The organism is Mesorhizobium loti (assembly GCF_013170705.1).
GTDB classification, from domain to species: Bacteria; Pseudomonadota; Alphaproteobacteria; order Rhizobiales; family Rhizobiaceae; genus Mesorhizobium; species Mesorhizobium loti_D.
On the sequence record NZ_CP033334.1, the window covers coordinates 4,668,327 to 4,682,415 of the forward strand.

General features: G+C 63.1%; 13 protein-coding genes. 2 read left to right on the forward strand and 11 right to left on the reverse strand.

Translation table 11 applies throughout. The features are described 5' to 3' along the window. Positions 1 to 50: 50 nt before the first annotated feature. From hflX to dusB, 8 genes are all read right to left on the reverse strand, one after another. Positions 51 to 1,442, reverse strand: a complete 1,392-nt coding sequence (gene hflX / locus EB815_RS22740; protein WP_056577365.1) for a GTPase HflX — start codon at positions 1,440 to 1,442, stop codon at positions 51 to 53. Next, positions 1,443 to 1,688 (reverse strand): RNA chaperone Hfq, encoded by a 246-nt coding sequence (hfq, locus tag EB815_RS22745; RefSeq protein WP_006202172.1) that lies wholly within the window; start codon positions 1,686 to 1,688, stop codon positions 1,443 to 1,445. Between the two features lie 145 nt (positions 1,689 to 1,833). Then, on the reverse strand, positions 1,834 to 2,697 hold the full coding sequence (locus EB815_RS22750) for a D-amino-acid transaminase (protein WP_056577368.1): 864 nt from the start codon (positions 2,695 to 2,697) through the stop codon (positions 1,834 to 1,836). 101 nt (positions 2,698 to 2,798) lie between these two features. After that, positions 2,799 to 4,160: a sigma-54-dependent transcriptional regulator gene (locus EB815_RS22755; RefSeq protein WP_010909346.1), complete on the reverse strand. Its 1,362-nt coding sequence runs from the start codon at positions 4,158 to 4,160 to the stop codon at positions 2,799 to 2,801. Further along, positions 4,150 to 6,435 carry a sensor histidine kinase NtrY-like gene (locus EB815_RS22760; RefSeq protein ID WP_056577371.1) on the reverse strand — a complete coding sequence of 762 codons (2,286 nt, stop codon included), beginning with the start codon at positions 6,433 to 6,435 and terminating at the stop codon, positions 4,150 to 4,152. The genes EB815_RS22755 and EB815_RS22760 overlap by 11 nt, the downstream gene beginning before the upstream one ends. A gap of 129 nt (positions 6,436 to 6,564) precedes the next feature. Then, entirely contained in the window at positions 6,565 to 8,025 is a 1,461-nt protein-coding gene (gene ntrC / locus EB815_RS22765; protein ID WP_010909344.1) for a nitrogen regulation protein NR(I), read from the reverse strand. Beyond that, the gene (locus EB815_RS22770) at positions 8,022 to 9,164 is read right to left on the reverse strand and encodes a two-component system sensor histidine kinase NtrB (protein WP_056577376.1); all 1,143 of its coding nucleotides are present in this window, start codon (positions 9,162 to 9,164) and stop codon (positions 8,022 to 8,024) included. Before EB815_RS22770 ends, ntrC begins: the two co-directional genes overlap by 4 nt. Beyond that, positions 9,161 to 10,189, reverse strand: a complete 1,029-nt coding sequence (gene dusB / locus EB815_RS22775; protein ID WP_056577378.1) for a tRNA dihydrouridine synthase DusB — start codon at positions 10,187 to 10,189, stop codon at positions 9,161 to 9,163. Before dusB ends, EB815_RS22770 begins: the two co-directional genes overlap by 4 nt. Positions 10,190 to 10,432: 243 nt before the next feature. Between dusB and EB815_RS22780 the strand changes: the two genes are divergently transcribed. Then, the gene (locus EB815_RS22780; protein ID WP_056577380.1) at positions 10,433 to 11,656 is read left to right on the forward strand and encodes a bifunctional 2-C-methyl-D-erythritol 4-phosphate cytidylyltransferase/2-C-methyl-D-erythritol 2,4-cyclodiphosphate synthase; all 1,224 of its coding nucleotides are present in this window, start codon (positions 10,433 to 10,435) and stop codon (positions 11,654 to 11,656) included. Continuing rightward, positions 11,653 to 12,162, forward strand: coding sequence for a CinA family protein (locus tag EB815_RS22785; RefSeq protein ID WP_056577384.1), 510 nt, complete (start codon positions 11,653 to 11,655; stop codon positions 12,160 to 12,162). Before EB815_RS22780 ends, EB815_RS22785 begins: the two co-directional genes overlap by 4 nt. Here the strand turns inward: EB815_RS22785 and EB815_RS22790 are convergent. The 3 genes from EB815_RS22790 to EB815_RS22800 form a co-directional block, all read right to left on the reverse strand. Continuing rightward, positions 12,138 to 12,596: a type II toxin-antitoxin system RatA family toxin gene (locus EB815_RS22790; RefSeq protein WP_056577387.1), complete on the reverse strand. Its 459-nt coding sequence runs from the start codon at positions 12,594 to 12,596 to the stop codon at positions 12,138 to 12,140. The two genes, EB815_RS22785 and EB815_RS22790, sit on opposite strands and share 25 nt — an antisense overlap. A gap of 110 nt (positions 12,597 to 12,706) precedes the next feature. Continuing rightward, positions 12,707 to 13,672 carry a lipoyl synthase gene (gene lipA / locus EB815_RS22795; RefSeq protein WP_056577389.1) on the reverse strand — a complete coding sequence of 322 codons (966 nt, stop codon included), beginning with the start codon at positions 13,670 to 13,672 and terminating at the stop codon, positions 12,707 to 12,709. 137 nt (positions 13,673 to 13,809) lie between these two features. After that, positions 13,810 to 14,067 carry a GlsB/YeaQ/YmgE family stress response membrane protein gene (locus EB815_RS22800; protein WP_027142753.1) on the reverse strand — a complete coding sequence of 86 codons (258 nt, stop codon included), beginning with the start codon at positions 14,065 to 14,067 and terminating at the stop codon, positions 13,810 to 13,812. Positions 14,068 to 14,089: the final 22 nt, after the last annotated feature.

Sequence of the window (14,089 nt, forward strand, 5' to 3'; positions counted from 1 at the left end):
CGGCAACCCCGGACGGAAAGCGCTGCATGCTTTCCTGGAATTTCTCTGGGCTACCCGTTGTTTTTACGACGCAATCGGCTCTCGATCTCTTCGCGCGCGCTTTGGGTGGCCTTGAGCGAGATGGTGGCGCTCCCGTCGTCATTGTCGGTACGCGAAACGACATCGCCATTGCGGTAAAGCCAATCGACAAGACCGAACTGCGCCGGCTCGATCGTCACCGTCAGGTCTTCGAGCTCTCCCGCCATTCGCGTCTCGATGAGCGCCTTCAGCGCGTCGATGCCCTCGCCGGTCACCGCTGACACGGCGATTGGCGGCCCCTTGCCGCCGCCGGCGGCATCGGCGAGCAGCCGGCTCCTGTTGCCTTCGTCCAGCAGATCGACCTTGTTCCAGACCTCGATCACACGCTTGGTATCACTGGCGTCGACGCCGAGGTCGGCCAGGATGCGCTCTACATCCTCTGCCTGTGCGGCCGTGTCGGGATCGGAGATATCGCGCAGATGGATGACGAGATCGGCCTCGACCACCTCTTCCAGCGTCGCGCGAAAAGCCGCGATCAGATGCGTCGGCAGGTCCGAGATGAAACCGACCGTGTCCGACAGGATAATCGGCGTGCCATGCGGCAGGCGAACGCGGCGCAGCGTCGGGTCGAGCGTGGCGAACAGCATGTCCTGCGCCAGTACATCCGCTCCGGTCAGCCTGTTGAACAGTGTCGACTTGCCGGCATTGGTGTAGCCGACGATCGCCACCACCGGGAAAGGCACCTTCTTGCGCTTGGCGCGGTGCAGGTCGCGGGTACGACGAACCGTTTCCAGCTCGTGCTTCAGCTTGATGATCTTTTCCTGCAACTGCCGCCGGTCTGATTCGATCTGGGTTTCGCCGGGGCCGCCGAGGAAGCCGGCACCGCCGCGCTGACGTTCAAGGTGGGTCCAGCTGCGGACAAGGCGGCCTTTCTGGTAGTTGAGATGGGCAAGTTCGACCTGCAGCGTGCCTTCCTTGGTGCGGGCGCGCTCGCCGAAGATCTCGAGGATCAACCCGGTGCGGTCGAGCACCTTGGCATGCAGCTCTTTCTCAAGATTGCGCTGCTGCACCGGGGTCAGGGGATGGTCGACGATGACCAGCTCCGCGTCCTTCTCCTTGACGATCTCGGCGAACTCTTCGACCTTGCCGCTGCCGAGCAAGGTCGCGGGGCGTGGGTCGTTGACGGTCACGACAGCCGTATGGACGGGGTCGAGATTGATGGCCCGGGCAAGGCCGACCGCCTCGTCGTGGCGGGCTTCAGCCGACCGCGTCAACCGAGGACGGTTGGTATCGTCGTCGCCGCGCGGCTGGCGGGTAAGCACAGGTACAATGACGACAGCCCGGGTCGGCCCCTTGGCTTCCGTCCCGGGATGATGCGCTGGTTTTCCGCGAACCGTAGCGTCCGCGTCTTTCTCACGTGCCAATCAGGCGCCCTGGCTTTCCTCGCCATCGAACATCTGAACCGGCTGGCTCGGCATGATCGTGGAAATGGCGTGCTTGTAGACGAGCTGGGAGTGACCGTCGCGGCGCAGCAGCACACAAAAATTGTCGAACGAAGTGACCACGCCGGTCAGCTTCACGCCGTTGATGAGGAAGATGGTGAGCGGGTTCTTGCTCTTGCGAACTGAATTCAGGAACAGGTCCTGAAGGTTTTGCGATCGTTCCGCCATTGTTCTTGTCTTTCGCCGATCCCCTTCGGTTTGCTAGCCAATGCGCCAAATTGTCGGGCACATGTCAAGCGCGCAAACACCGTCTTGTCGTCAGTAACGACAAGCAGAACGAGATATATTGATGTTCATTCCAACTGTGCGGTTATCAGGCTGGACTTTTTTCCGCAACGTCAAAAAAGGCTTGCCGCAACGAAAGTGTTATTGAGCCGGGATGTCCATTGGCGACCGGATCGCCGTCGATCGATACGACCGGCATGGCAATCGTGGTCGCGGAACTGATGAAAGCCTCGCGCGCCGTCTTGGCCTCGGCAACCGAAAAACCGCGCTCCTCGATCTTCAGGCCGAGCTTTGCCGCCACCTCAAACATGGTCGTGCGGGTGATGCCGCGCAAGATGCCATGATCGGCCGGCCTGGTGACCAGGACGCCGTCCCTGGTCACGATCCAGGCATTCGACGACCCGCCTTCCTTGACGTTGCCGTCGGTGTCGACGAACCATGCCTCCTGGGCCCCCGCTTCCTTGGCCTTCTGCTTGGCCAATACGTTGGGCAGCAGTCCGACGCTCTTGATGTCAACCCGGTCCCAGCGATTCTCGGGCACGGTGATGACCGCGATACCTGTTTCGGCTCGCTTTGTGCCGGCGGCGGGGTCGGCCTTCTTGGCTGTCACGACCAGGGACGGCTTGGTGTCCGCCGACGGGAAGACAAAGTCACGGCTTGCGACACCGCGCGTCACCTGGACATAGACCAGACCGTTGGCGACATGGTTGCGGTTGACCACTTCGCGCAGGATGAGCGGCAGCACGTTGCGCGCGACCGGCCAGGCGATCGAGAGTTCGGTCAGCGAGCGGTTCAGCCGAGCGAGGTGGCGCGGCATGTCGACGATAAAGCCGCGCGCCACTTCGCAGACCTCATAGACACCGTCGGCGAATTGGTAGCCGCGATCCTCGATATGCACGGAAGCGTCCGCGTGAGCGACGTAGCGCCCGTTGACATAGGCAATGCGCGGCATTGGCGACCCCTGGAGAACTCTCGGGCTTTCTTATGCGATTCCGCCTTGACCGTAACCGGCAAATGCTTGGCCCAGGCGTGGCTGAACAGACATCGCGCCTGTCAGACGCCCAGCGACTTCAGCTTGCGGTGCAGGGCCGAGCGTTCCATGCCGATGAACTCGGCCGTCTTCGAGATGTTGCCGCCAAAGCGGTTGATCTGGGCGATGAGATAGTCCTTCTCGAACTGTTCACGCGCCTCGCGCAGCGGCAGCGCCATGATGTGCTGGTCGGACTGATTCGGCGTGCGCGGCATGACATCGCCGATCTCGGACGGCAGAAGATCCGCGGTGATCGGCGCATCGACGTCGTCGCCCCGCGCCAGGATCATCAGGCGCTCGACATTGTTGCGCAGCTGGCGCACGTTCCCCGGCCAGTTGTGCGCCTGCAGCACGGCCAGCGCGTCGTCGCCGATGCGACGCGGCTTGATACCGGCCTGGCGGGCGATCTGCTTCATGAAATTGTCGACGAGATAGGGAATATCCTCGCGCCGCTCGGCCAGTCCCGGCACCATCACGGGAACCACCGCCAGGCGATGATAGAGATCCTCGCGGAAACGGCCGTCGGCGATCATGGCTTCCAGGTTCTGCGAGGTCGAGGAGATAATGCGGACGTCGACCTTGACCCGTTTGGTGCCCCCAACCCGCTCGAACTGCTGCTCGACCAGAACGCGCAGGATCTTGTTCTGCGTCTCGCGCGGCATGTCGGCCACTTCGTCGATGTAGAGGATGCCGCGATGGGCCTCCTCCAGCGCGCCGACCTTACGCTCGACACCGTTCGATTCGGTGCCGAACAGTTCGATCTCCATGCGCTCCGGCGTTATGTTGGCGGCGCTCAGCGTCACGAACGGCGCGCCCTTGCGCGCCGACAGCGTGTGGATGGCGCGCGCCGCCAGTTCCTTGCCCGAGCCGGACGGACCGATGATCATGACACGGCTGTTGGTCGGCGCGACGCGCTCGATGGTCTGGCGCAGCTGGCTCATCGCCGACGACATGCCGATCAGGTCGAAGGTCTCGCCGCTGCGCTGCTTGAGGTCGGAGACCTCGCGCCGCAGTTTCGAGGTTTCCAGCGCCCGCTCGGCAATGAGGATCAGCCTGTCGGCCTTGAAAGGCTTCTCGATGAAATCGTAGGCGCCGCGACGGATGGCGGAGACCGCCGTTTCGATGTTTCCGTGGCCGGAGATCATCACCACCGGCAAGGTGGGGTGCATGGTCTTGATCTCGTCCAGCAGCGCCAACCCGTCCAGACGCGAGCCCTGCAGCCAGATGTCGAGGAAAATCAACCTCGGCGCACGATCGGCTATGGCAGCCAGCGCGCTGTCGGCGTCGAACGCCGTGCGGGTTTCGTGACCTTCGTCGCTCAGGATGCCTGCGACGAGCTCGCGGATGTCTTCCTCGTCATCGACGATGAGAATATCAGACGCCATTACCGACCTTTTCAGTTTCTCTTTCGTGTTCCGTTTTGGCCTCACCGCGCGGCGGCGTGGCGGCCGCGGGCGGCAGAATGATGCTGATCATCGCGCCGCGCCCGCCATGGAAGTCCGCAGGTGCATCATGAAGTTCCAGCCTGCCGCCATGGTCCTCCACGATCTTCTTGACGATAGCGAGACCAAGCCCGGTGCCCTTCTCTCGTGTGGTCATATAGGGCTCGAGCAGCCGTTGGCGATTCTCCCGCGGCAGGCCTTTGCCATTGTCGATGACGTCGATTCGAATCGCGCCATTCTGACGTCCGGCTTGAATCCGGATTATGCCGTGCGAACCATCCTTCTGTTCCAGTCCATCGATCGCTTCGGCGGCGTTCTTGATCACATTGCCGAAAGCCTGCGCCAGAAGGCGGCTGTCGAACGTACCCTTGAGCGGTTCGTTGCCAAATATCCGCTCGAAGGTGATGTCGGCGCGGCTGACTTCGACCAGGAACGAAGCCTCGCGCAGCGATTCGCGCAGATCGATGGCCTTCATCTCCGGCTTGGGCATGCGCGCGAAGGCGGAGAATTCGTCGACCATGCGGCCAATATCCTCGACCTGCCGTATGATGGTGTCGGTGCATTGGTCGAAAACCTCGCGGTCCTCGGTGATGACCTTGCCGTAACGGCGCTTGATGCGTTCGGCCGAAAGCTGGATCGGCGTCAGCGGGTTCTTGATCTCGTGGGCGATGCGGCGCGCCACGTCGGCCCAGGCGGAAGAACGCTGTGCCTGGACCAGATCGGTAATATCGTCGACCGTCACGACGTAGGATTTCTCCTCCGAGCCGTCGTCACCGGCCTCGATGGTGATCTGCACGTTGAAGGTGCGCTCGGTGCCGGCGCGGAAGAACGTCACCTGCTCGCGGTAGACAGGCTTGCCCGACTGGCGGCCGATCTCGAAGACGCGGCCGACATGCGGCAGGATGGCGGAAAGGTTCTGCCCGAGCGCGGCATTGGCGGAAATGGCCAGCATCGATTCGGCCGAACGGTTGACGATGGTGATGATGCCATAGGGATCGACGCCGATGACGCCGGCGGTGACACCGGCAAGCACGGCTTCGGAAAAGCGCCGCCGCTCGTCGATCAGGTCCTTTGCCGACAGGATCTCGTTGCGTTGCGATTTGAGCTCGAGCAGCATCTTGTTGAAGGTGTCGCCGAGCGAGGCGACATCGCCATCGGAAGGCCTGACGGGGACAGCGACGTCGAGATTGCCTGTGGCTACCTCGTCGGCGGCACCGATGAGCTGGCGAATCGGCCGCACAAGACGGTCGGCGACGGCAATGCCGGTCCAGATCGCCGACAGAATGATGATCAGGGTCAGCGACAGATAGGGCAACGCGAAGGCCACTTGCGAGGTGCGCCTGTTGTCTTCGAGATTGCGGTACTCGTCCGTGTTGGACCTGACGATCTGCCGCGCCTTGATCACCTCGGGATCGACCAATCGGATGGTGTAGAGATAGAGGCCCTCGATCTCACGCAGCTTGACGATGGCGCCCATGATGTTGCGGGTGCGCGGTTCTATCAGCACCGGTCTGCCGTCGGTGGCGCTGCTGACTGAGCCTTCAGGCGGTTCCGGCATGGCGAAATCGGCATCGGTCTGGGCGCTCATGACGAATGAGCCGTCGGGCTTGATCAGCGCCGCGTGGGCCAGCGACCGGCCTACCGCCTCCTTGTTGAGGAGGTCGAGAAAGCCTGTCCGGTCAAGGCCGTAGAGCGTGCGCGACGCATCGAGATCATAGGCCATCGACAGCGTGGTGCCTTGCAGATTGCGGGCGTTTTCCTGGACATAGGCATCGGCGATCGACAGCGAGGAATTGACGATCGTCTTTGTGCGAATCTCGAACCAGCGGTCGAGGCCGATATCGAGCGTGATCGAGGCGATGATCGCCACCATGATGGCGGGAATGGCGGCAACCAGCGCGAACATCGCAACGATGCGCACATGCAGCCGCGAGGCCGCCTTGCCGTGCCGGCGCGCCATCACGATGCGATGCACCTCGCGTCCGACCAGGGCGCTGAGGAAGAGCACGAAAGCGGCGTTGAGCGCGATCAGCGCCCAGGTCGTCCTGGCGTCAGGCGCGATCGGCGTCGCGCCGACCAGGATGGTGAAGGAGATGGCCGCCATGACCAGCGCGCCGACAACCGCCACCACGCCGGGCAGCGCCAGCAAGCGGCGCCTATCGCGCGCGCCGGGTTCGCTGAAGAGCGGTTGGTTGAGTACAGGTGCCTGCGGAGCCATGTCGCCGTCTTGGAGCCAATGATTGCGTCCGATCTATGCAACGCATTGTGGCGATTATGCAACAAGTGTGACAATGGCGGAAATCTTTCGCCTCGCGGTCCCCTGAAAAGAGCGGGATCGGATCAGTGCTCAGCCTGGCCGCGACGATTTATAGACATTGACGCCGAGTTCGCGAATCTTCTTGCGCAGCGTGTTACGGTTCAGGCCCAGCAACTCCGCCGCCTTGATCTGGTTGCCGCGAGTCGCCGTCATCGAGGCCAGGACCAGCGGATATTCGACTTCGGACAGGATGCGCTGATAGAGCCCGGCAGGCGGTAATTCGCCGGCAAACGAGGCGAAATAGCGCTGCAGGAAATGCTCAACCGCCTGGCCGATGGAGAGGTCGTCGGGGATGAGGTTTCCACCGCCGGGGACCACGGGCCGTTCCCCGGTCTTGAGCTCCGCCTCGATGATCTCGGCGGAAATCTCGTCCTGCGAATAGAGGGCGGCCAGCCGGCGAACGAGGTTTTCCAGTTCGCGCACGTTGCCTGGCCATGGGTAACGCTTCATCAGTTCAATGCCGCCGGAGGAGATGCGCTTGGTCTGCAGCCCCTCCATCTCGCCAAGCTTGAAGAAGTGGCGCACGAGGTCTGGCACGTCCTCCGACCGCTCGCGCAATGCCGGCAGTCTCAGCGGCACGACGTTGAGGCGGTAGAACAGATCCTCGCGGAACAGTCCCTGGTTGATCAGGGTGCGCAGATCCTTGTTGGTGGCCGCGACAATGCGCACGTCGGTCTTGATCGGCGTACGGCCGCCGACCGTTGTGTATTCGCCCTGCTGGAGGACGCGCAGCAGGCGCGTCTGCGCCTCCATCGGCATGTCGCCGATCTCGTCGAGGAACAGCGTGCCGCCCTCGGCTTGCTCGAAACGGCCGGTGGAGCGGTTCTGGGCGCCGGTGAAAGCGCCCTTCTCGTGCCCGAACAGCTCCGATTCGATCAGGTCGCGCGGGATCGCCGCCATGTTGATGGCAACGAACGGGCCGCCGCGACGGCGGCCATACTCATGCAGCGCACGCGCCACCAGTTCCTTGCCGGTGCCGGACTCACCCGAGATCATCACCGTCAGGTCGGTCTGCATCATGCGCGCCAGCATGCGGTAGATGTCCTGCATGGCCGCCGAACGGCCGACCAGCGGCATCGTTTCAGGCTGCTCATCCGGCCGCGCATCGATCTTCGGCCGTCTTGGCTCCGACAGCGCCCGGTTGACGATGTTGAGGAGCTCGGTCAGGTCGAACGGCTTTGGCAGATATTCGTAGGCGCCGGTTTCGGATGCGCGAATCGCCGTCATGAACGTGTTCTGGGCGCTCATGACGATGACGGGCAGCTCCGGCCGCGCCTTCTTGATGCGCGGTAGCATGTCGAACGCGTTTTCGTCCGGCATCACCACGTCGGTGATGACGAGGTCGCCCTCACCCGCCGCCACCCAGCGCCACAAGGTCGAGGCGTTGGAGGTCACGCGCACCTCATGGCCGACGCGAGAGAGGGCCTGATTGAGCACGGTGCGGATCGCCGCATCGTCATCGGCGACGAGAATATTGCCGCGGGCGGTCATTTGCGGTCTCCTTCGCCGTCTTCATCGGCACCGAATGGCGTTTCCTTCCAGGCCGGCATCAGGATGCGGAAGGTGGTTCCGCGCGGGGTCGAGTCGCATTCGATGATGCCGCCATGCTCGCCGACGATCTTGGCGACGAGCGCCAGCCCCAGCCCCGAGCCGTTCGGCTTGGTGGTGATGAAGGGATCGAACAGGATCGGCAGGATGTCCTCCGATACGCCGGAGCCATTGTCGCGCACGCAGAATTCCAGCGGTAGCGATACGCGGTCCTGCGTGCCTGGAACCGAAACGCGGATGCCCGGCCGGAAGGCGGTGGACAGCACGATCTCCCCATGCGGGTCGCTGCCGATCGCCTCAGCGGCGTTCTTGACCAGGTTCAGGAACACCTGGATCAGCTGGTCGCGGTTGGCGAATACCGGAGGCAATGATGGATCATAGTCCTCCAATATCCTGATTTTCTTTGCAAAACCGTTCTTGGCGATCGCCTTGACGTGGTCGAGCACGACATGGATGTTGACGGGGTAACGGTCGATCGGCCGCTCGTCGGAAAACACCTCCATGCGATCGACCAGCGACACGATACGGTCCGTCTCGTCGGTGATCAGCCGGGTCAGCGCGCGATCTTCATCGGAGGCGGACAGTTCGAGTAACTGGGCGGCACCGCGGATGCCGGAGAGCGGGTTCTTGATCTCATGGGCAAGCATCGCCGCCAGGCCGGTCACCGAGCGCGCCGCACCACGATGCGTCATCTGCCGGTCGATCTTGTCGGCCATCGAGCGTTCCTGGAACATGACCACGACGGAGCCCGGGAATTCCGGCACCGGCGCGACATAGAGATCGACGACCTTCTCGATGCCGAGGCGTGGCGACGACACATCGACGCGATACTCGTTGACCGGAGCCCGGCGCTCGCGCACCTGATCGACAAGGGTCAGCAGCGGACTGCCGAAGGGGATCAGCTTGGACAGCGTGTTGCGCGCCAGCATGGTCGCGCTGGAGCGAAAGAAGTCCTCGGCATCGGCGTTGGCGAAGGTGATGAACCCCTCCTCGCTGATCATGATCACCGGACGCCGGATGGTGTTGAGAACGATCTGGGCGGCATCCGCCATTTCAGCGACCTGGCCTGCGGTGGCGTTCATGCGGCGCTCCTCAGGATCAAGGGTTGCGGATCGCGCGAGAAGACATTTCGCAGCAAGGCAATGACGCGGGCCGGCTCGAACGTGGTCAGGATGGCTTTCCGGTCGTCGTCGGCAACGCCAACGGCATGGCGATCGAGATACCAGCCCAGATGCTTGCGCGCCTGCCGCAAGCCGCTCTCGACACCATAAAGCGTCAGCATGTCCTCGTAGTGGGCGACGATATAGTCGGCCAATGCCGCGGGGTCCTGCGGTACGTTGACCGCCGTTTCACCTGCCGCCGCGGCTGCGATGCCACCGGCGGTCCAGGGCGCGCCGTAATGCGCGCGGCCGACCATCACAGCATCGGCGCAGGATTGCTCGAGAATGGTGGCCGCTTCGGCCGGGGAGCAGACGTCACCGTTGGCAACCACGGGAATCGACACCGCTTCCTTGACGCGGGCGATGGCACGCCAGTCGGCCTTGCCCTGATAGAACTGGCAGCGCGTGCGACCGTGCACCGTCACCATGCTGACGCCCGCCTCCTCGGCACGGCGCGCAAGGACGGGCGCATTGAGCGCACCTTCGTCCCAGCCCAGCCGCATCTTGACGGTCACCGGCACCTTGACCGCGCCGACCACGGCCTCGATCAGCGACAGCGCATGATCAAGGTCGAGCATCAATGCCGAACCGGCATAGCCGCCGGTAACCTTCTTGGCCGGGCAGCCCATGTTGATGTCGATGATGTCGGCGCCCTCGCCGGCGGCGATCCGCGCGCCTTCGGCCATATGGACCGCCTCGCGGCCCGCAAGCTGCACCATATGGACGGGCAGGCCGGAATGTCGTATGCGCAGGTCGAAGCCGGCCCTGCCCTTGGCAAGTTCGCCACTTGCCACCATTTCGGACACGACAAGGCCGGCGCCATGGCCATGGGCGCGCTGCCGGAAAGGCTCGTCTGTAATGCCCGACATCGGCGCGAGGAACACGCGATTGCGGATTTCCACGCCGCCGACGTCGAGAGGCGCGGCCAATTTGGTCAGGTTAACCATGCACAAAAACCAAGCACATCCATTCGTTGCACATTCTCTAGCCAGAACCGCCGCAATGTGCAACGCGGAATGACGCCACATTAAGGCGCAATTGGGAAAATGCCGGCCTTCGGTTTTGTCGCGACCCCAGGCGCCCTGCGTCCTTGAGGATGCGTCGGGGGACACTTTGGAATTCATATTTGACGCACGATCTTTTCGGAAAACCAATTACACTTTTGGGGATCGTGCGCTAAGCCAATCGCCATGACTGACGGAAGTGAGAACTCGGGCGCGACAGGTGGGGTTGCGGTGGTGATCGTCGCCGCCGGCCGCGGCGCTCGTGCCGGGCAGGCCAACGGACCCAAGCAGTACCAGAACATCGGCGACCGCGCCGTCATTGCGCATACGCTGGAGATGTTTCTTGCCCATCCACGAACCGGTCAGATCGTCGTCGCCATCCACGCCGACGATCACGAACTGTTCCGGCAAGCGGCGGGCGCCCAGGCCCAGCGTGTCATCGCCGTCATTGGCGGGCCGACCAGGCAGGAGTCCGTTCGGCTCGGGCTGCTGGCGCTGAAGGGCCACGCGCCGGACCATGTCCTGATTCACGATGCGGTCCGCCCTTTCGTCGACGCGGACTTGATCGACCGCACCATCGCCGCCATCGGCGAATACGAGGGGGCGTTGCCTGCCCTGCCCGTCGCCGACACGCTGAAGCGCGAGTCGGCATCCGGCGTCGTCGCGGAAACCGTTTCCCGCAGCGGGCTGCACGCGGCGCAAACACCGCAAGGTTTTCCCTACGGGCCGATCCTTGCCGCGCACGACAAGGCCCATCAGCTGGGCAAGCTCGATTTCACCGATGACGCGGCCATCGCCGAATGGGCGCATATTCCGGTCAAGCTCGTTCCGGGCTCGCCGGACAATGTCAAACTCACCTGGGCACGGGACATCGCCATGGCGCACCAGCGACTTTCCAGCGAACGAACGCACTTCCCCGACATCCGCACCGGCAACGGCTATGATGTCCATGCCTTCGAGCCTGGCGATCACGTGACCCTGTGCGGCGTCGCCATTCCGCACGACAAGAAATTGTCCGGCCATTCCGACGCCGATGTCGGCCTGCACGCCTTGACCGATGCGCTGCTGGCGACCTGCGGCGCCGGCGACATCGGCACGCATTTTCCGCCGTCCGATCCTCAGTGGAAGGGTGCCGCGTCCCGGATATTCGTCGAACATGCGGCGAAAGTGGTGCGCGAGCGCGGCGGACGCATCGCCAATGCCGACATCACGCTGATCTGTGAAGCGCCGCGCGTTGGCCCGCACCGCGAGACGATGACATCGGCCCTATCGCGGATGCTGGGGATTTCCGCCGACCGCATCTCGATCAAGGCGACGACCAACGAAAAACTCGGCTTCGTCGGCCGCGAGGAAGGCATTGCGGCGATTGCCACCGCCAGCGTGGTCTTTCCCGGCGAGGTGCCGGAATGAACAACGGTGAGCTGGCAATTGCCCTGTTCGAGGCCTGCCGCGAGCGCGGCATCATGGTGGCGACGGCGGAAAGCTGCACCGGCGGCATGATCATTGCCGCGCTGACCGACATTGCAGGCTCCTCCGCCGTGGTCGATCGCGGCTTCATCACCTATTCCAACGAAGCCAAGATGGACATGCTTGGCGTTTCCGCCGCCACGCTCGACGCGCATGGCGCGGTTTCCCGCGAGACAGCGATCGAGATGGCGGCCGGTGCGCTTTCCCGCTCGCGCGCAGGGTTGACCCTGGCGGTTACCGGGATCGCCGGGCCCGGCGGCGGTTCGGCGGAAAAACCCGTCGGCCTGGTCTGGTTTAGCGTCGGCCTTGCTGGCCAAACGGTGACCGCCGAACGCCAGCTGTTCGCCGACAAGGGCCGTGCTTTCATCCGCCGCGAAACGGTCAGGCACGCCTTGGAGTTGGGTCTGCGAGCGCTTGGCCAGCATCAGGCCGACGGCGCAACCCCATAGACGGCGTCGGCGCGCTTTTCGAAAGCCTCGGCGAACATGCGAAAGGCGCGGTCGAACATGGTGCCCATCACCGCGCCGAGGATGCGGCTCTTGAACTCATAGTCGATGAAGAAGCGGACGGCACAGCCGGCTCCATCGGGCTCGAAGCGCCAGACATTGCTCAGATATTTGAACGGGCCGTCGATGTACTTCACGTCGATGGCGTTCTCGTCGGGCTTCAGCAGCACCTGCGTCGTGAAGGTTTCGCGGATGGCCTTGTAGCCGATGCTCATGTCGGCGACGAGAACGGTACGCCCATCACGCTCCTTGCGCGAGCGCACCGTCAGCGCTTCGCAAAGCGGCAGGAATTGCGGATAGGCCTCGACATCGGCAACCAGCGCGAACATCTGCTGCGGCGTATGGGTAACGCGGCGGGTGGCTTCGAATTTCGGCATGAACGGCTCTAGAGCGGGTCGCGTCGAAACGGATTCATGCGACACGCTTCAGAATCTTCGTTTTTATGCATGTCGTTCTCCCAAACCGAGGTCACTTTGGGCGACATGCATCAGAGCGATTTCTGGAGCTGCGCTTCCCGCGCCGCGCGCAGCCGGGCGAAATCGTCGCCGGCGTGGTGCGATGAACGCGTCAGCGGGCTCGATGCCACCAGCAGAAAACCCTTGGTCCGGCCGATCGTCTCAAAGGATTTGAATTCCTCCGGGGTGACGAAGCGGATTACCGGGTGGTGCTTTTTCGACGGCTGCAGATATTGGCCGATGGTCATGAAGTCGACATTGGCCGAACGCAGATCGTCCATCAGCTGCAGGATTTCATTCCGCTCCTCGCCCAGCCCGACCATGATGCCGGACTTGGTGAAGATCGACGGATCGAGTTCCTTGACCCGCTGCAACAGCCTGATCGAGTGGAAATAGCGCGCGCCCGGCCGGACCTTCAGATAGTTGGACGGCACGGTTTCAAGATTGTGGTTGAAAACGTCGGGCCTGGCCGCCACGACGATCTCGAGCGCACCGTCCTTGCGCAGGAAATCGGGCGTCAGGATTTCGATCGTGGTCGACGGCGTCGCCGCGCGGATGGCCCGGATAACGTCGGCGAAGTGCTGCGCGCCGCCATCGGCGAGATCGTCACGGTCGACCGAGGTGATGACGACGTGGCTGAGCCCCATCTGCTTGACGGCATGCGCGACGCGGGCAGGCTCATCCGGGTCGAGCGCGGTTGGAATGCCGGTGGCGACATTGCAGAAGGCACAGGCGCGGGTGCAGATCTCGCCCATGATCATGAAGGTGGCGTGCTTCTTTTCCCAGCATTCGCCAATGTTGGGGCACCCAGCCTCTTCGCAGACCGTCACCAGCTTGTGGGATTTGACGATCTCGCGCGTCTCGGCATAGCCCTTCGAGACCGGCGCCTTGACGCGGATCCAATCCGGCTTGCGCAAAACTTCCTGGTCGGGCTTGTGCGCCTTCTCGGGGTGCCGCAACCGCGGCGCGTTGGCGATCGTGTCGAGGACAGTGACCATCTGAACCCTGGCTTTTCTCGCGATCGCCCGTCGGCGATCGTCACTTTTACGTCATCTAGGACTTTTCGGCACAAAGAAAAAGGCTGCAGCGGCGCATGCCGCTACAACCGTTTTCGCATAGCCGCAACGATATGCCTTTAACGGCGCACCAGGCGTCCGACCCAGATCAGCAGGCAGGCACCGATGAAGCCGGTGATCAGATAGGCGGTCCAGCCGACGCCGAACACGCCGATATTGAGAGCCTGCAGGATTGCGTTCAGCACCACCGCGCCGACGATGCCCATGATAATGTTCATGAAAATGCCGGTGTTGCTCTTCATGACCATTTCGGCGAGCCAGCCTGCCAGGCCGCCGATGATGATGGCTGCGATCCAACCCACGCCGTTCAAGTGCATTTGCCTTCTCCTTGCGCACGTA